This is a genomic window from Phenylobacterium sp., from assembly GCF_031181185.1.
In the GTDB taxonomy this organism is placed as follows: domain Bacteria; phylum Pseudomonadota; class Alphaproteobacteria; order Caulobacterales; family Caulobacteraceae; genus Phenylobacterium.
The window spans coordinates 1-17182 of the sequence record NZ_JAPSKZ010000072.1 but is presented as its reverse complement, the minus strand read 5'-3'; the positions used below and the strand labels follow the sequence as shown (position 1 = coordinate 17182).

The 17182-nt window shown below is 69.3% G+C and carries 18 protein-coding genes and 1 tRNA gene; 13 read left to right on the top strand and 6 right to left on the bottom strand.

The features are described 5' to 3' along the window. Both RIF93_RS10715 and RIF93_RS10710 read left to right on the top strand, forming a co-directional pair. On the top strand, positions 1–600 hold a 600-nt coding region (locus tag RIF93_RS10715), incomplete at its 5' end, for a phytanoyl-CoA dioxygenase family protein (RefSeq protein WP_309091156.1). A 103-nt stretch (positions 601–703) separates the two neighbouring features. Further along, positions 704–1807: a class I SAM-dependent methyltransferase gene (locus RIF93_RS10710; protein WP_309091154.1), complete on the top strand. Its 1104-nt coding sequence runs from the start codon at positions 704–706 to the stop codon at positions 1805–1807. 7 nt (positions 1808–1814) lie between these two features. On the opposite strand, the gene RIF93_RS10705 is transcribed toward RIF93_RS10710, so the two are convergent. From RIF93_RS10705 to RIF93_RS10695, 3 genes are all read right to left on the bottom strand, one after another. Next, complete coding sequence (locus RIF93_RS10705) at positions 1815–2324, bottom strand: hypothetical protein (RefSeq protein WP_309091152.1); 510 nt, start codon at positions 2322–2324, stop codon at positions 1815–1817. A gap of 86 nt (positions 2325–2410) precedes the next feature. Then, positions 2411–2486, bottom strand: a tRNA-Ala gene (locus RIF93_RS10700). 107 nt (positions 2487–2593) lie between these two features. Then, positions 2594–3058, bottom strand: coding sequence for a TIGR02300 family protein (locus tag RIF93_RS10695; RefSeq protein WP_309091151.1), 465 nt, complete (start codon positions 3056–3058; stop codon positions 2594–2596). A 125-nt stretch (positions 3059–3183) separates the two neighbouring features. Between RIF93_RS10695 and aroA the strand changes: the two genes are divergently transcribed. From aroA to mscL, 5 genes are all read left to right on the top strand, one after another. Further along, positions 3184–4515 carry a 3-phosphoshikimate 1-carboxyvinyltransferase gene (gene aroA / locus RIF93_RS10690; RefSeq protein WP_309091149.1) on the top strand — a complete coding sequence of 444 codons (1332 nt, stop codon included), beginning with the start codon at positions 3184–3186 and terminating at the stop codon, positions 4513–4515. Next, positions 4512–5171: a (d)CMP kinase gene (cmk, locus tag RIF93_RS10685; RefSeq protein ID WP_309091147.1), complete on the top strand. Its 660-nt coding sequence runs from the start codon at positions 4512–4514 to the stop codon at positions 5169–5171. Before aroA ends, cmk begins: the two co-directional genes overlap by 4 nt. A 126-nt stretch (positions 5172–5297) precedes the next feature. After that, on the top strand, positions 5298–7007 hold the full coding sequence (gene rpsA, locus RIF93_RS10680; RefSeq protein WP_309091146.1) for a 30S ribosomal protein S1: 1710 nt from the start codon (positions 5298–5300) through the stop codon (positions 7005–7007). Between the two features lie 168 nt (positions 7008–7175). Then, entirely contained in the window at positions 7176–7466 is a 291-nt protein-coding gene (locus RIF93_RS10675) for an integration host factor subunit beta (protein ID WP_309091144.1), read from the top strand. Positions 7467–7489: 23 nt separating this feature from the next. Continuing rightward, positions 7490–7897, top strand: coding sequence for a large-conductance mechanosensitive channel protein MscL (gene mscL / locus RIF93_RS10670; RefSeq protein ID WP_309091142.1), 408 nt, complete (start codon positions 7490–7492; stop codon positions 7895–7897). Between the two features lie 59 nt (positions 7898–7956). Here the strand turns inward: mscL and RIF93_RS10665 are convergent, their stop codons facing one another. After that, positions 7957–8517: a hemerythrin domain-containing protein gene (locus tag RIF93_RS10665; protein WP_309091140.1), complete on the bottom strand. Its 561-nt coding sequence runs from the start codon at positions 8515–8517 to the stop codon at positions 7957–7959. Between the two features lie 98 nt (positions 8518–8615). Here RIF93_RS10665 and RIF93_RS10660 point away from each other — a divergent pair, with 98 nt between their 5' ends. Genes RIF93_RS10660 through RIF93_RS10635 form a run of 6 tightly spaced genes read left to right on the top strand, consistent with a single transcriptional unit; the run spans position 8616 to position 13816 of the window. Beyond that, the gene (locus RIF93_RS10660; protein WP_309091138.1) at positions 8616–9260 is read left to right on the top strand and encodes a phosphoribosylanthranilate isomerase; all 645 of its coding nucleotides are present in this window, start codon (positions 8616–8618) and stop codon (positions 9258–9260) included. Between the two features lie 10 nt (positions 9261–9270). Next, positions 9271–10491 carry a tryptophan synthase subunit beta gene (trpB, locus tag RIF93_RS10655; protein ID WP_309091136.1) on the top strand — a complete coding sequence of 407 codons (1221 nt, stop codon included), beginning with the start codon at positions 9271–9273 and terminating at the stop codon, positions 10489–10491. Further along, positions 10488–11321, top strand: a complete 834-nt coding sequence (gene trpA, locus RIF93_RS10650; protein WP_309091134.1) for a tryptophan synthase subunit alpha — start codon at positions 10488–10490, stop codon at positions 11319–11321. Before trpB ends, trpA begins: the two co-directional genes overlap by 4 nt. Positions 11322–11326: 5 nt before the next feature. Beyond that, positions 11327–12247 (top strand): acetyl-CoA carboxylase, carboxyltransferase subunit beta, encoded by a 921-nt coding sequence (gene accD, locus RIF93_RS10645; protein WP_309091132.1) that lies wholly within the window; start codon positions 11327–11329, stop codon positions 12245–12247. Position 12248: 1 nt separating this feature from the next. After that, positions 12249–13580, top strand: coding sequence for a folylpolyglutamate synthase/dihydrofolate synthase family protein (locus tag RIF93_RS10640; protein ID WP_309091131.1), 1332 nt, complete (start codon positions 12249–12251; stop codon positions 13578–13580). Further along, positions 13580–13816, top strand: a complete 237-nt coding sequence (locus RIF93_RS10635; protein WP_309091130.1) for a hypothetical protein — start codon at positions 13580–13582, stop codon at positions 13814–13816. The genes RIF93_RS10640 and RIF93_RS10635 overlap by 1 nt, the downstream gene beginning before the upstream one ends. Before the next feature lie 9 nt (positions 13817–13825). Here RIF93_RS10635 and trxA read toward each other — a convergent pair whose 3' ends face one another. Together trxA and addA are read right to left on the bottom strand one after the other, a co-directional pair. Further along, positions 13826–14155 (bottom strand): thioredoxin, encoded by a 330-nt coding sequence (gene trxA, locus RIF93_RS10630; RefSeq protein ID WP_309091128.1) that lies wholly within the window; start codon positions 14153–14155, stop codon positions 13826–13828. 87 nt (positions 14156–14242) lie between these two features. Next, positions 14243–17182, bottom strand: a 2940-nt coding sequence (addA, locus tag RIF93_RS10625) for a double-strand break repair helicase AddA (protein WP_309091126.1), incomplete at its 5' end; no start/stop codon positions are given.

The following is a 17182-nucleotide window of genomic DNA, read 5'->3' as shown; positions in this document are numbered from 1 at the left end:
TGGGGCTCCAGCGACCGCATACGCAACCTGCACCTGGAATTCCCGGCCGTCCGCGACCTGTGGCTCAACCCGAAGATCCTGCAGGTCCTGGAGCTGATCTTCGACGCACCGCCGGCGCCCTGCCAGCCGCTGAGCTACGTCTTCGGCTCGCAGCAGGACCACCACCAGGACACCATCCACCTGACGCCGTTCCCAGCCGGGATGATGTGCGGCGTCTGGACCGCGCTCGAGGATGTGCAGCCCGGCTCGGGGGAGCTGGCCGTCTATCCGGGCAGCCACCGCCTGCCGCGCATCTACATGAGCTCGGTCGGCCTTCCCAAGGTCGAGGACGAGGACTGGACCGCCTTCGGCCAGCGCGTAATCCCGCGCTGGACCGAGATGCTGGCCGAGAAGGGCCTGAAGCCTGAGGTGTACCGGCCCAAGGCGGGCACGGTGCTGATCTGGCACGAGAACCTGATGCACGCCGGCTCGGTGCGGCAAGATCCCGATAAGTCGCGCCGGTCGATCGTCTGCCACTACTTCGCGCGCGGCGCGGTGGCCTACTACGACTCCAGCGGCATGCCGGGCATCACCCATCAGGGGTCGTTGGACGCTCGCTAGCGCGGGAGATTGCACGGCGACGGCTCAGCTTGGTACACCGGCGAGGTCAAGAACTCTGGCGGGTTGGGGCGAACCTCGTCGGCATATTTCGCGAGGAACCACGATGGCTGTGCGCCATGACATCGTCCTGATCAGTCTCGACCCGCCGTACCGTCTCGGCGACGAGAGCACCGTCTTCAACTTCATAGGCTGGGCAGAGGTCGACGACGAGAACCGCCCGAACATCCGCCTCAGCATCAACGGCGTCGATGTCGCGGTGACGGCCCAGCCCAATCCGAAGGTCCGGACCATCTTTCCCGACATCCAGGCCTGCTCGATGTTCGCCCGGGTGAATTTCCCGGAGCTGTTCGCCGGCCACACGCCGGAGGAGCCGTTCCTGCTGAACGTGGAGGTGAAGTCCGACGGGCGTACCCGCCTCTTCGAATACGAGGTGAGCGAAGGCTGGCTGCAGGCCGTATTCGGCCGCCCCGTGCGCCGCCGGCGCATCCCGCCCGAGCATCTGCAGATCCGGGTGACGGGCGCCGCCGCCGGCCAGTTCCACGTCACCGGCCGTCGCGTGGCCGATCAGATCGCCGGCATTTTGGCTCGCGCGGGCCGTCCGCTCACCTCGTTCCAGCGCATCTTGGACTTTGGGTGCGGCCCGGGCCGCGTGATCTCGTCGATCAAGGACATGCATCCGGCCGCCGAACTGTTCGGCTCGGACATCGACGGCGAGGCGATCGGCTGGGCGCGGGCGAACCTGGCCGACATTGGCGACTTCCGGGTCAACGGTCCCAATCCGCCGCTGCCGTTCGCCGACGAAAGCTTCGACCTCATCTATTCGATCTCGATCTTCACCCATCTGCCCGAGGACATGCAGCACGGCATGCTGGCCGAGCTGCGGCGCATCCTGAAGCCGGGCGGCGTGCTGCTGACGACGAAGCTTAATCCGGAAGCCTACGACCTGCCCGACGACGTCCGCACTCAGGGGGTCAATGATGGCTTCGTCTACTGGGGCGATGCGGACGCGACCGAGGGCCTGCCGGGCTTCTATCGGCTGGCCTACCACACTGAGGCGTACATCCGCCGGGTCTGGGGCGAGTACTTCAACGTGCTGCACGTGGGGTCGCACGACCTGAACAACACCCAGGACGCGGTGCTGCTGCTGCGGCCCAAGAGCGAGGGCGGCCTGTTTTCGCGCTTGGCCAAGGCGTTCTCGAAGGCCTGACGGCCTCTTAGAACTTGAGGTGCCCGAGCTTGCAGGCGCCTTCCCCGTTGTCGGTGATCCCGTAGGCGTCGACGGGACCGCCGGCCACGGTGGCGATGGCCCGCCAGCCGGTGTTGGGGTCGGCGATGTGCGGCTGCGCGGCCGGCACGTCCGGCCGCGGCATGCCGGTTTCGCCAGCGCCCACGACACGGAAGGCCGAATCCACCAGGACGATCCGCGCCACCGACGTCTTGGCCGCATTGTCCCAGCCCCAGCCGATGATCGCCACGCCGTCGGCGTAGCGCGTCTCCACCGCCTCGGTATTGCCGATGCAGTCGCCGGTCTTCGGGAACAGCTGGCGCAGGCCCTTGCCCAGGTACTCCGCGGCCCAGGCGGGCTGCGGCGGCCGGGGCGGCAGGCTGGGTCCCGCAGGCTGGGCGGGCGCCTCGATTTGGGCTGAGCGGTCCTTGGGCTTGTCGCAGCCCGCGACCAGCGCGAGCGTCAGGCCGGCGAAGAGGGCAGGGGCGATCTTCAGCATGGCGCTGTTCTTAGCCGTCCGCCCGGAGCGACGTAAAGCCAGGCCCGGAAAGGCGAAGGCCCGCCGGCGTTACCGGCGGGCCTTCATGGTGGAGCTAAGCGGAGTCGAACCGCTGACCTCTTGAATGCCATTCAAGCGCTCTACCAACTGAGCTATAGCCCCAAGGTCTAGTCCTTCCCGGCTGTTGGCCGGCCGGGAAGGCGCGGAACCTATTCAACTCAGGTTCTGCGATCAAGCCCGTCGCGCGGGCTTTTTTCGCGACCTTTTATCTAGACCTCTTCGTCACCGTCGTCGGGCAGGCCTTCGATCTCGGAGTCGTCGAAGTCGTCCTCCTCCTCGTCTTCCAGGAAGGGCACGTCGGCGTCGTCCTCGACGTCGTCGTCGCTGAACTCGCCGAGATCCTCCGACACGGCCGGGCCGGGCTCGGCCGTATCCTCGTCGTCGTCGGTCGCCAGCGGCGGCTCGTCGGCCACTTCGTCCAGCTCGGGCGTGACGGCGTCCTCTTCCTCGTCCTCGTCCCGTTCGGTGTCGTCCGTGACCTGGTCCTCGCGCTCCTCATCGGCCTCGGTGTCGGGCGTGATGGCGCGGGCGCGGACGCGGCGGTTGCGCACGGCTTCGTCCGGATCGAACTCGGAGTGGCACTTCGGGCAATGCGCGGGGCGCTTGCCCAGGTCATAGAACTTGGCTTGGCAGTTCGGGCAGATTTGCTTCGTGCCCAGCTCGGGATTGGCCAAAGGCGGCGGCCCTCTGTCTTTATGGTGGCGCGGAAAAAGCGGGCTCCCTTGCCACGCGCGAACGCCGCTGTCAAAGCAATCCCCCTCGTGAATTTTCCCGCATCGCGGAGGCTTGTTTTCAGCTCATGACGGCGTGGCGCCTGACCGCCAGGCGCGCGGGTTCCCTCAAGGGAACCGTGCGGGCTCCGGGGGACAAATCCATCAGTCACCGCGCGCTCATCCTGGGCGCGCTCGCGCAGGGCGTGACCGAGGTCGAAGGCTTGCTCGAAGGCGACGACGTCCGGCGCACGGCCGCGGCGATGCAGTCCTTTGGCGCCGGCGTCCAACGCTTGGGCGAGGGGCATTGGCGCGTTGAAGGCCGCGGCGGCTTCGCCGAGCCCGGCGACGTGGTCGACTGCGGCAACGCCGGCACCGGCGTGCGCCTGATCATGGGCGCGGCGGCGGGCTTCGACATCGCCTCGACCTTCACGGGCGACGGGTCGCTGCGCAGCCGGCCGATGAATCGTGTGCTCAAGCCCCTGGGCGAAATGGGCGCGAGCTGGATCTGCCGCAGCGGCGGGCGCCTGCCCCTGACGCTGAAGGGCGGGAACTTGAAGCCCATCGCCTATCGCCTCCCGGAGCCGTCGGCCCAGGTGAAGTCGGCCGTGCTGCTGGCCGGGTTGAACGGCCAGGGCTGTGAGGTGATCGAGCCCGAGGCCACCCGGGATCATACCGAGCGCATGCTGCGCGGCTTCGGCGCCGAGATCGAAGTCCGCGAGGAAGGCTCGGGACGCCGGATCGTCCTGGCCGGCGGTCAGGCGCTGAAGGGCATCCGCGTGCATGTGCCGGGGGACCCCTCGTCGGCCGCCTTCCCGATCGTGGCGGCGCTGATCACGGCCGGCTCGGCGGTGACCGTCGAGGGCATGCTGCTCAATCCCGCCCGGATCGGACTGCTGGACACCCTGGGCGAAATGGGCGCGGACCTGTCGGTGACCAACGTCCGCGACGAGGGCGGCGAGACGGTGGGCGACGTCACCGCGCGCCATTCCGAGCTCGAGGGCGTCGAAGTTCCGCCCGAGCGCGCGCCCTCGATGATCGACGAGTACCCGATCCTTGCCGTCGCGGCGGCCTTCGCGACGGGCCGCACCGTCATGCGGGGCATCGGCGAGATGCGCGTCAAGGAGAGCGACCGGATCGCGCTCATGGCCGCGGGGCTCGCCTCCTGCGGCGTCGAGGTGGAGGAGGAGCCCGAGGGCCTGATCGTCACCGGCGGCGGGGGCAAGGTCCGTGGCGGCGGCCGAGTGACGACCCACGGCGATCACCGCATCGCCATGTCCCACCTCGTGCTCGGCATGGCCACCGAGGAGCCGGTGACCGTCGACGAGCCCGGCATGATCGCCACCAGTTTCCCCGGCTTCGTCGCGCTGATGCGTGGGCTGGGCGCCGAGATCGCCGAGGATGGGCTGCAGCCGGCATGACGGGCTTCGTCATCGCCGTCGACGGCCCCGCCGCCTCGGGCAAGGGCACGATCGCCACACGGCTGGGCGGGCTGTACAGCCTGCCGGTGCTGGACACCGGTCTTCTGTATCGCGCCGTGGGCGTGCTGACCGAGCGCGCCGGTCGCGACCCCGATGATCCGGCGGCCGCGGCCGAGGTGGCGCGGGCGCTGCGGGCCGAGCAGCTGGAGGATCCGGTCTTCCGCACCCGCGGCGCGGGCGAGGCGGCGAGCCGCGTCGCCGTGCACACGGGCGTGCGCGAGGCGCTGCTCGCTTTCCAGCGGGCGTTCGCCGCCCAGCCCGGCGGCGCCGTGCTGGACGGCCGCGACATCGGCACGGTGATCGCTCCGGGCGCGCCGGCCAAGCTGTTCGTGACCGCCACCCCCGAGGTCCGGGCCGAGCGGCGCTGGAAGCAGCTGAAGGGCCAGGGCGAGGACGTGGCGTTCGAGGACATCCTCGCCGACATCCGCAAGCGCGACGCCCGCGACGGCGGCCGCGATACGGCTCCCATGCGGCAGGCCGAGGACGCGGTCTTGCTGGATACGTCCGATTTGAGTATAGACCGCGCCTTCGATGCGGCCCGCCGCATCGTCGAGGCGGCGCGCGCCCGCTGGGAAGCCCAGAGCTTTTCCAGCTAAGGCAAATCCACCCGCGCCTTACCCTCTGAGACGGCCGCGGGCGATCACATCCCTTAACCCGGCGCCACGACTCCGACCGACCCACAAGGTCATCGGGTCCCACGCCATTTGAACACGAAAGATCCCATGGCTGACGATCTAAGCCTCAACCCCTCGCGCGACGACTTCTCCGCCCTGCTCGACGAGTCCTTCGGCGGGCGTGACATCATGGAAGGCCAGGTGGTGCGCGGCACCGTCGTTGGCATCGAGAAGGACTTCGCGATCATCGACGTCGGTCTGAAGACCGAGGGCCGCGTGGCCCTGAAGGAATTCAGCCAGCCGGGCGAGGACAAGCCCGCGCTGAAGACCGGCGACACCGTCGAGGTGTTCCTGGAGCGCGTCGAGAACGCCCTGGGCGAGGCCGTCATCAGCCGTGAAAAGGCCCGCCGCGAGGAAGCCTGGACGCGCCTGGAAGCCGTCTACGAGCGCAACGAGCCCGTCATGGGCGTGATCGTCGGCCGCGTGAAAGGCGGCTTCACCGTCGACCTGGGCGGCGCCTCGGCGTTCCTGCCGGGCTCGCAGGTGGACATCCGTCCGGTGCGCGACGTCGGTCCGCTGATGGGCCGCGAGCAGCCGTTCGCGATCCTGAAGATGGACCGTCCGCGCGGCAACATCGTGGTCTCGCGCCGCGCCATCCTGGAAGAAGCCCGCGCCGAGCAGCGCACCGAGCTGGTTAGCCAGCTGCAAGAGGGCGAAGTCCGCGAAGGCGTGGTCAAGAACATCACCGACTACGGCGCGTTCGTGGACCTGGGCGGCATCGACGGCCTGCTGCACGTCACCGACATGAGCTGGAAGCGCGTCAACCACCCGAGCCAGGTCCTGGCGGTGGGCGACACGGTCAAGGTGCAGATCGTCAAGATCAACCCTGAGACGCAGCGCATCTCGCTCGGCATGAAGCAACTGCAGTCCGACCCGTGGGACGGCGTGGAGGCCAAGTACCCGGTCGGCGCGAAGTTCACCGGCCGCATCACCAACATCACCGACTACGGCGCCTTCGTGGAGCTGGAGCCGGGCGTCGAGGGCCTGGTGCACGTGTCGGAAATGTCGTGGACCAAGAAGAACGTCCACCCCGGCAAGATCGTGTCGACCTCTCAGGAAGTGGAGGTCGTCGTCCTCGACGTGGATCCGTCCAAGCGCCGCGTGTCGCTGGGCCTGAAGCAGGCCATGGCCAATCCGTGGGAGGCCTTCCTGGAGGCCCACCCGATCGGCTCGACCGTGGAAGGCGAGGTCAAGAACGCCACCGAGTTCGGCCTCTTCATCGGTCTGGACAACGACATCGACGGCATGGTGCACCTGTCGGACCTCGACTGGGCCGTGTCCGGCGAAGAAGCCATGGCGCGCTACAACAAGGGCGACGTCGTCAAGGCGCGCGTCCTGGATGTCGACGTCGAGAAGGAACGCATCTCGCTCGGCATCAAGCAGCTCGCCGGCGACCCGATGCAGGGCGACAGCTTCCGCAAGGGCCAGACCGTCACCTGCACCGTCACCGAGGTCACCTCGGGCGGCATCGAGGTGAAGTTCGGCGAGGATGACGCGCCGATGACCGCCTTCATCCGCAAGTCGGACCTGAGCCGCGACCGCGCCGACCAGCGCCCCGAGCGCTTCGCCGTGGGTGACCGCGTCGACGCTCAGATCACCAACGTGGACAAGGCCGCCCGCCGCGTCTCGCTGTCGATCAAGGCGCTGGAAATGGCCGAAGAGAAAGAAGCCATCGAGCAGTTCGGCTCGTCCGACTCGGGGGCCTCGCTCGGCGACATCCTGGGCGCGGCTCTGCGCGAGAAGGCCCAGAAGGAATAGGGCTCAGCCTTTCGAGCCTCTTTTGATGGAGGCCCCGTCCGGTCCGCCGGGCGGGGCCTTTTTCTTGGCCGCAGGGAAATCAAGCTTGGCCGTAGGCAGGCTTAACCCTATTTCCGCCTTGAACCGCGCTAGAGAGTCGCCCATGGTCGCGCCGGTTCGAGGGGCCTCATGATCAAGTCAGAGCTGATCGCGAAACTCGCCGAAGAGAACCCGCACCTCACCCAGCGCGACATCGAGCGGGTGGTGGGCGTGATCCTGGAGCGGATGATCGAAGCCCTCGAGGACGGCGGCCGCGTCGAACTGCGCGGCTTTGGCGCCCTGTCGGTCCGCTCTCGTGACGCCCGCGCCGGCCGCAACCCGCGCACCGGCGAACCGGTGGACGTCCGCGCCAAGCACGTGCCCTTCTTCAAGAGCGGCAAGGAGCTTCGCGAGCGGCTGAACGCCGTCGACGAATCCTGAACCACCCGACGGAGGCGGCTCGCATGGGCATGGTCTCGGAGTTTCGCGAGTTCATCGCGCGCGGCAACGTCGTCGACCTCGCGGTCGGCGTGATCGTCGGCGCAGCCTTCAGCGACATCGTCAAAAGCCTCGTCGACAACGTTCTCATGCCGCCGATCGGGCTGCTGTTGTCGGGCGTCGATTTCTCGCAGCTTCAGCTGGTGCTCAAGCCGGACAACCCGGCCACGCCGGCGGCCGATGGGGTCGCCGTCCAATACGGCGCTTTCATCAACGCCTGCATCACCTTCCTGATCGTCGCCTTCGTGATCTTCCTGGTGGTGAAGGCGGTGAACAGCCTGCGTCGCAAGGCGGCCGAGGAGCCGCCGGCCGCGCCGACGCCCCAGGAGGCGCTGCTGATGGAAATCCGCGACCTGCTGAAGTCGCGGAGCTAGCGTGCGGGTCCCGGATCAGCCGCTTCCGCGGCTGTCCGGGAGGGCTCGAGGCGCTCGCCTCAAGCCACCTTGAAGCCTTCCCAGTTCATCATCCGAGTCAGCCGGGCGTTCTCGTCCTCCGGCAACGCTTCACGGAACGTCGGGAAGATGTCCTCCTCCTCCTCACGAACGTGCTCTTGCAGGTCCGTGAAGAACTCCCGCGCCGTGTCGATCCAGCGCGGGTCTTCGGTGGGCATGCGCCGCAGCTCGTAGATGAACGTCTTCACGTCGCCGTGGTCTTCCACCAGGTGGCGCGCCTGATCCTCGCGGCCATTCTCCATCAGCGCCGGATAGATCACGTTCTCCTCCTCGATCGCATGCTTGGTCAGCGCATAGGCGATCTTGGTCAGCAGCATCTGGCGCTTCATCGGCTCGTCCTTCGACGTGGCCAGCAGCATCTGGAAGGTCTTCTCGACAAGCCGGTGCTCGGCCTTCAGGGCGTCTACCCAGTCGCCGGCCATCAGGGACGGGCCCTGCATCACCGCCTTGCGCGCATGAGGGATCGCAAGGCCCGCCACGAAGCCGAGCGCGGCGCCGGTGGCCATTCGGCCGAGGTTTCCATTGGTGGTCGGATAGCGCATGTCAGTTCTCCAGGGCTGGCCGGAACAACCCGTTGAAGACCGAGCCTGTTCCGGCGGCAGCGCTTGCCGCGGGCCTGTGCGGCCACTATTCCGCACGCATGGCGGCGAAGGCGAAGATCTGCGGGGTTTCGACCCCCGAAGCGGTCGGCGCCGCGCTCGACGGCGGCGCGGCGTTCTTGGGCTTCATGTTCTTCGCGAACAGCCCCCGCAACATCGCCCCGGAGGCGGCCGGCCGGCTGGCGCCGCCGATCCGGGCTCGCGGGGCCAAGGCCGTGGCGGTCACGGTCGATCCATCCGACAGCGAGCTGGACGCCATCGTGGCGGGTCTCGCGCCCGACCTGATCCAGCTGCACGGGAAGGAGAGCCCGGCGCGCGTGCGCGAGATCGCCCAGCGCTCGGGACGTGGCGTGATCAAGGTGCTACCGGTGTCCGAGCCTGCCGACATCGCCGCAGCCCAGGCCTATGAGCCGTTGGTCGAGCACCTGATGTTCGAGACCAAGCCGCCGAAGGACGCCGACCGGCCGGGCGGGCTGGGCGTGACGTTCGACTGGACCCTGCTGGAGGGCCGGCGTTTTCAGCGCCCATGGTTCCTGGCCGGCGGCCTCAATCCCTGGAACGTCGGCGAGGCGATCGGGGTCTCGGGCGCGCCCCTGGTGGACGTTTCCTCTGGCGTGGAGCGCGGTCCCGGACTAAAGGACCCGGCCTTGATCCAGGCGTTTCTCGACGCCGTCCGCCGCGCCTAAGAGCCTGGTTTTGAACGCGACGTCCCGCCCAAACGACTACACCGCCTACCCGGACGCCCGGGGTCGGTTCGGCGACTACGGCGGTCAGTACGTACCCGAAACCCTGATGCCGCTGGTCCACGAACTGGACGCGGCCTATGCGGCGGCCAAGGCGGACGCTGGGTTTCAGGCCGAGCTTTCCGGTTATCTCACCCACTATGTGGGCCGGCCCTCGCCGCTCTATTTCGCCGCCCGCCTGACCGAGCATTTCGGCGGCGCGAAGATCTATCTGAAGCGGGAGGAGCTGAACCACACCGGCTCCCACAAGATCAACAACTGCGTCGGCCAGATCCTGCTGGCCATGCGGATGGGTAAGACCCGGATCATCGCCGAGACCGGCGCCGGCCAGCACGGCGTGGCGACCGCCACCGTCTGCGCCCGCTTCGGTCTGCCCTGCGTGGTCTACATGGGCGCGGTCGACGTCGAGCGGCAGAAGCCCAACGTCTTCCGCATGAACCTGCTGGGCGCCGAAGTCCGGCCGGTGACCTCGGGTTCGGCGACGCTCAAGGACGCCATGAACGAGGCGCTCCGGGACTGGGTCACCAACGTCCACGACACCTACTACCTGATCGGCTCCGCGGCCGGCATGCACCCCTACCCGGCCATGGTCCGCGATTTCCAGGCGATCATCGGCCGCGAGGTGCGCGAACAGGTGATGGAGCTGGAAGGCCGTCTGCCCGACGCGGTCGTGGCCTGCGTCGGCGGCGGCTCGAACGCCATCGGCCTGTTCCACCCGTTCCTGAACGACGCCTCGGTGAAGATCTTCGGGGTCGAAGCGGCGGGCGAGGGGATCGAGAGCGGCCGCCACGCCGCGGCGATCAACGGCGGCCGCCCGGGCGTGCTGCACGGGAACATGACCTACCTGCTGCAGGACAAGGTCGGCCAAATCGAAGAAGCGCACTCCATATCCGCCGGCCTTGATTATCCTGGCATCGGACCCGAGCACGCCTGGCTGCACGACGTCGGCCGCGCGACATACCTGACGGCCACGGACAGCGAGGCGCTGGACGCCTTCATGCTGCTCTCCAAGCTGGAGGGCATCCTGCCGGCCATCGAGAGCAGCCATGCGCTCGCCCGCGTCGGCGACATCGCCAGGGACGTCGGCAGGGACGGCTTGGTGGTGCTCAACCTCTCCGGCCGCGGCGACAAGGACGTCAACACCGTCGCGGCGCATCTGGGACGCCAGATTTGACGAAAGCCCGTATCGACGCCCGCTTCGCGGAGCTGAAGCGAGAGGGCCGGGCGGCCTTCGTGCCCTACGTCATGGCCGGCGACCCGGATCGGGACACCGCGCTTGCGATCCTTAAGGGCTTGCCCGCCGCAGGCGCCGACATCATCGAGCTGGGCTTCCCGTTCTCCGACCCGATGGCGGAGGGCCCGCCGATCCAGCGCGCCGCCGGCCGCGCGCTCTCCAAGGGCATGACGCTCGCGGGCACGCTCGACCTAGTCCGCGCCTTCCGGCAGGGCGACCAGACCACGCCGCTGATCCTGATGGGCTACATGAACCCGCTGGTGACCTGGGGCCTGGACGCCTTCGCGCGAGACGCGGGCGAGGCCGGCGTCGACGGGCTGATCATCGTCGACTGCCCCCCGGAAGAGGCCGATCCGCTGGCGGACGCCCTGGATTCCGCCGGTCTCTCGCTGATCCGGCTGGCGACGCCGACGACCGACGACGCCCGGCTGCAGGTGGTGGTCCGGCGCACCTCGGGGTTCGTCTATTACGTCTCGGTGGCGGGCGTGACGGGGGTTAAGGAGGCCGACGCGGCGGCGGTCGCGCCCCACGTCGAGCGCGTGCGCAAGGCCTCGGGCCTGCCGGTCGCCGTTGGGTTCGGCATCAAGACTTCGGAAAGGGCTGCGGCCGTAGCCAAGGTCGCCGATGCGGTCGTGGTCGGTTCCGCTCTTGTGGACGAAGTCGCCGAAGCAGTGGACATGAACGAAGACGTGACCGCGCGAGTTCTTTCCAAAGTCGAATCTCTTGCTAAGGCTGTTCGCTTCGCGCGAACGAGCCAAACGGCGGTCTGAAAACCATGGCGATGGCTGATCAGCGTAACGACAAGCCCGGCCGTCCGGCCGCCCAGCGGGAGCGCCGCGGCTGGCTGTCCCGCATCGCGCCCGGCGTGCGCAACTTCGCCAAGCGCGAGACGCCCGAGAACCTCTGGGTGAAATGCCCAGAGACGGGCGAGATGATCTACCGGCCCGACCTCGAGGCCGCCCTGTGGGTCACCCCGTCCGGCCACCACATGCGCATCGGCGCCGCGGCGCGCCTGGCGATCACCTTCGACGAAGGCCAGTTCGAGAAGATCGACTGGCCCGCCGTGGTCGAGGACCCGCACAAGTTCCCGGACGACCGCTCCTATCCCGACCGTCTGAAGGCGGCCCGCAAGGCGACCGGCGAGCAGGACTCGATCGCGGTGGCCTACGGCCATGTGCGCGGCCAGCCCGCCGTGGTGATGGTCCAGGACTTCCATTTCATGGGCGGCTCGCTGGGCATGGGCGCGGGCGAGGCGTTCATCGCCGCGGCCAAGGAAGCCGTGAAGCGGGAGGTCCCGCTGGTGATCTTCACCGCCTCGGGCGGCGCGCGGATGCAGGAAGGCACGCTGTCGCTGATGCAGATGGCGCGCACCACGCTGGCGCTGAACGAGGTCAAGGCCGCGGGCCTGCCTTACGTCGTGGTGCTGACCGACCCGACAACCGGCGGCGTGCTCGCCTCCTACGCCATGCTGGGCGACGTGCATCTGGCCGAGCCCAACGCCACCATCGGCTTCTCGGGCCGCCGCGTGATCGAACAGACCATCCGCGAAACCCTTCCGCCGGGCTTCCAGAAATCGGAATTCCTCGTCGAGCGCGGCATGATCGATCAGGTGGTTCCCCGTTCCGAGCTTCCGGATGTGCTGAGTTCGATCCTGAAGACGCTTATGATGGGGCGTGAGCGCCTTTCCGCCGCCTGATTTGAAGTCCGATCCCGGCTTCGACCCGATCCGCGCCTCGGACGCGGTGATCCAGCGGCTGCGCGCCAACCATCCGACCCTGATCGATCTGACCACCGGCCGCGTCGAGCGGCTGCTGGCGGCGCTCGGCAACCCCGAGAAGAAGCTGCCGCCTGTCATCCACGTCGCCGGCACCAACGGCAAGGGCTCGACCGTCGCCTATCTGCGCGCCATCGGCGAGGCGGCCGGGCTCAGGGTCCATGCTCTGACCTCGCCCCACCTGGTGCGCTTCGCCGAACGCATCCGGCTCGCCGGCCAGCTGATCTCCGACGAACAGCTGCTGGCGCTTACCGACCGCGTTGAGGCCGCGAACGCGGGCGGCGACATCAGCTTCTTCGAGATCACCACGGTCCTGGCGCTGCTGGCTTTCGCCGAGACGCCGGCCGACCTTTGCGTGGTCGAGGTGGGCCTTGGCGGGCGGTTCGACGCCACCAACGTCTTCGACGCCCCGGCGGTCAGCGTGATCACGCCCGTCGATTACGACCATCTGGAAATGCTGGGGCCAGGCCTACCCAAGATCGCCTGGGAGAAGGCGGGCATCATCAAGCCCGGCCGGCCGGTGGTCGTCGCCCGCCAGATGGAAGAGGCGCTGGAGATGATCACGCGCGAGGCGGACGATCGCATGGCGCCGATCCTACAGATGGGGGCCGACTTCGACGCCTGGGAGGAGCGCGGCCGCCTGCTCGTGCAGATGCCCGACCGCCTGCTGGACCTGCCGCCGCCCAGCCTGTTCGGCGGCTACCAGTTCGAGAACGCCGGCCTGGCCGTCGCCGCAGCGCTGACTTTCGACCGTGGGCTGTCGGACGAGGTGCTGGGCCGGGGCGTCGCCTCGGCCGTATGGCCGGCGCGGATGCAGCGGCTGACGGCAGGCCCCCTGGCCGAGCTCGCAAGGGCGCGTGGCTCCGACCTCTGGCTCGATGGCGGCCATAATCCCCATGCGGGACGGGCGCTTGCCGAGGCCGCTTCGCGCATCGTCGATCGGGACCCGCGCCCGCTCACGCTGGTCACCGGTATGTTCGCCCGCAAGGACGCCGAGGGCTTCTTCCGTCCCTTCGCCGAGATGCGGCCCCGCGTGATCGCCACGACCTTCGATTCGCCGCAGGCGGCCACGGCCGAGGACATCGCGGTCGCCGCGGTGAACGTGGGCCTGCCGGCCGAGATGTCGCCGAGCGTCGAGGACGCCGTGCGCCGGGCGCTGGCCGTCGACGGCCCCGCGCCGCATGTGCTGGTCTGCGGCGGCCTGCACTTCGCCGGCGAGGTGCTGGCGATGAGCCCCGAAACCTGGCCCAGCTGATGCCCGCCAAGCCCTACAGCCTCCGCTTCGCGCTGCCGCGGCACTACCTGATCACCCTCGCCGTGGCGCTGGTGATCCTATGGGGGCTGATCGAGCTGTTCGGCCGGACGGACGTGGTGCTGATCGGCTGGGTCATCGGCTTCCTGGTCGCCACCCGCGTCGTGCGCTGGGCCATGCTCCGGCGGCGCCCGAAACGAGAAGGGCCGCCCGAAGGCGGCCCTGAAAACCCGGTCTGAGGACTGGCCTTAGGCGGCGACGCCGGCCTCGGTCAGCCACTCCAGGATCTTCTGCTTGGGCATGGCGCCCACCTTCATCGAGGCCATCTGGCCGCCCTTGAACAGCATCATGGTGGGGATGCCGCGCACGCCGTAGCGGGAGGGCGTGGTCGGGCTCTCTTCGATGTTCAGCTTGGCGATCGTGACCTTGTCGCCCAGTTCGTCCGACAGCTGCTCCAGGGCGGGCGCGATCTGCTTGCAGGGGCCGCACCACTCCGCCCAGAAGTCGACCAGGACCGGCCGCTCGGCCTGCAGGACGTCGGTCTCGAAGGATTCGTCAGTCACCTTGACGGTGCTCATAGGAAAACTCCTCTCGTGCGCGGCTCCCGGCTGAACGCCGCCCGGCACGTCTCTGATCCGCCGATGTAGGCGGAGGCTTCCACGGTATCAACCGGCACGGCGCAGCTCGGCAAGAGTTTGGACCATCAGGTTTTCTGGAACGGGCATCAGCTTCGGACCGTCGGTCCAGATGAGCGCGGCCTCGATCCGCCGGCCGGGGAACACCTCGCCCAGCACCGCCGCATAGAGCGCCATCTGGCGCAGGTAGGCGGGGTCGGCATCCTCGATGCGGTCGGGCGAGGGACGGTTGGTCTTGAAGTCGGCCACCAGCACCCGGTCGCGCAGCACCACCAGCCGGTCGATGCGGCCGGAGATCTTCAGGCCCGCGGGCAGAGCCGCGGCCGTCCCGGCGACGGCCACCTCCGGCCGCGAGCCCGGCCCGAACACCTCGGCGAACCGTGGATCGTCCAGCACGGCCAGGGCCGCGGCGGCCATCTCCTGCCGCTGCGCCTCCGAGAGGTCGGGTTCGCGGGCCAGGAGGGCCCGCGCGCCCCCGGGCCGCTCCCCGGATGGCAGATCGGGCAGGAGTTGCAGCAGGCGGTGGATCAGGTCGCCGCGCCGGAAGCGACCCAGGCCTCCGGCCGTCGCCAGCGGCGAGGGCGCAGGGGCGCGGGCGCCTTCGCCCAGGTCGGATGGAGAGGCGTAGCGCGCGAAGGCCTCCGCCGGCGGACGCACGCCGGCCCAGCGGGGAACCTCCGTCGTAGGCTCCGCCACCTGGGCGGCGGCCCCCAGCGTATTGGGATCGTCGCCGAACCGGCGCACGCGGCCGTACGGCGTGTCGAGCTCGCGCACGTGGGGCGCGACGTCGGGGTGCGCCAACGCCGCCTCGAGCGCCTGCCACCACGGCGCCTGGCCGCGGCCGGGCTTGCGGCCACAGAGGATCAGCCGGTCACGGGCGCGGGTCAGGGCGACGTAAAGCAGGCGGTAGCCTTCGTCGCTCTCGCGCCGGGCGCGCTCGGCCCGAGCCGCCGCCGTCGCCGGGCAGTCGCGGGACGCCGCGCCGCACCAGAGGAAGCCTTCGTCGCCGGTGCGCCCGGCTTTCAGGAGCGACGAACCGCGCGCCCCCTGCGTGACCGTCGTCTCAGGCAGGATGACGATCGGCGCCTCCAGTCCCTTGGCGCCGTGGGCGGTCATCACCCGCACCTCGCGCTGGGCGGCCTCCATCTCGCGCTTGACGACGATGTCGAGGCCCGCGAGCTCGGCGCAGAGGCGCTCCAGGTCGTGGACCCCGCGCGCTTCGGCGGCCAGCACCTGGTTCATGAACTCGTCGATGGCGTCCTCGGCCTCGGCGCCGAGACGCGTCAGCAGCCGCCGTCGCATCGAGGCGCCGTCGCTCCCGGCGCGGCCCAGCAGGCCGGAGTAGAACTCGAACGGCGAGGCCTCGCGCGCGAGCGCCAGCACGTCGCGCAGGAACCCATGCGCCGCAGACCAGAGCGGGTCCTCGTCGGCCCGCCGCTGCAGTTCGGCCCAGAGGCCTCCTTCGCGCCTGCGGGCCAGTCGGTAGAGCGCCTCGTCGTCCAGGCCGCAGAACGGGCTCTTCAGGAGCGCGGCGAGGGTCAGTTCGTCGGCGGGGAAGAGCGCAAAACGCGCGAGCGCCAGCAGGTCATCGAAGGCGATGTGGCCCGACAACGCCAGCCGGTCGGCGCCGGCGACTGGCAGCCCCTCGCGCTTCAGCGCCCGGAGGATCTCCTCGAACAGCAGCTTGCGGCGACGCACCAGGATCAGGACGTCGCCCGCGTGCGCTGGCCGCCAGCGCTTCTCGTCCTTGTCCCAGACGGCTTCGCCCCGGTCGATGAGGGTCCGGATCTCGGCGGCGATGCGGCGGGCGAGCTTGCGGTTGGCGCTGTCCTCGCGCTCCACGTCCAGCGGCGCGTCCCAGGCCTCGCGGTCCTCGCCCTCGGGCTCCTCGACCAGGTCCCAGACGTCGATGCAGCCCCTGTCGACCGTGCGTACGGGCCGGTGGGCCACGGCTTCGAAGTTCACGCGCGGCTGGATGGCGTTGGCGAGTTCGGCCGGGGCGAACACCGCGTCCACGAACCGGAGCACCTCGGGCGTCGAGCGCCATGAGGTCAGAAGGTCCACCCGTCGAAGTTCGAACCCGGCGCCCGTCGCCCGGTCGCGGTGGAACTCGTACTTGCGCAGCAGCTGCTCGGGCTGGGCGCCTTGGAACGAATAAATCGACTGCTTCTCGTCGCCGACGACGAACAGCCCGCGCCGGGAATCCTGCCGCCGCGCGCCGGCGCCGGCGAAGAACTCGCCGGTCAGCTGGTCGATGATCTCCCACTGTTCGGGGGCGGTGTCCTGGGCCTCGTCCAGCAGGATGTGGTCGATGCCGCCATCCAGCTTGAACAGCACCCAGGCGGCCGCCTGGCGCCGGGTGAGCAGGTCGCCGGTCTTCTCGATCAGGTCGGCGAAGTCCAGGGCGCCGGCGAACCGCTTCTCGATGGCGTAGGTCTGCAGGTAGGCATTGGCGAGGGTCAGCGCGTCCTCGGTGTCGAGGGCCACGGCCGCGCCGCGGCAGCGGTCCCGCGCCGCCGCCAGCCGCGCCTGCTCGGCCAGGAGCAGGCCCTGCAGCGTCGGATCGGCCGAGATGCGCTTGCTCTTGGCCACCCAAGTGGCGGCGTCGCCTTCTTTGGTGAAGAACAGCGACAGCGCCCGGTCCAGGCGCTCGGCCTCATCTTGAACGATCTCGGCGATCTTGCCGGCGCGCTTCACGTCCGTGTCCGTGCCGCCATCCAGCGCGCGTGCGGCCCGCCGGTAGAGCTCGGCGTCGAAGTGCGGCGGCGACATGGCCTCGCGGGCGATCTCGTCTGGCGTCACCCCGCGCAACACGTCCACCGAACGCCAGGCCCAGGCCTTGGCGCCGTCCAGGCCGCCGTTGCGGTCGAAGAAGGCGGAGAGCTCGGCTCGGCACGTCTCGAAGTCGCCCAGCATCCGCTCGAAGCTGCCGAAATCGAGGGCGACCGAGAGGCGGCGGTAGGCCTCGCC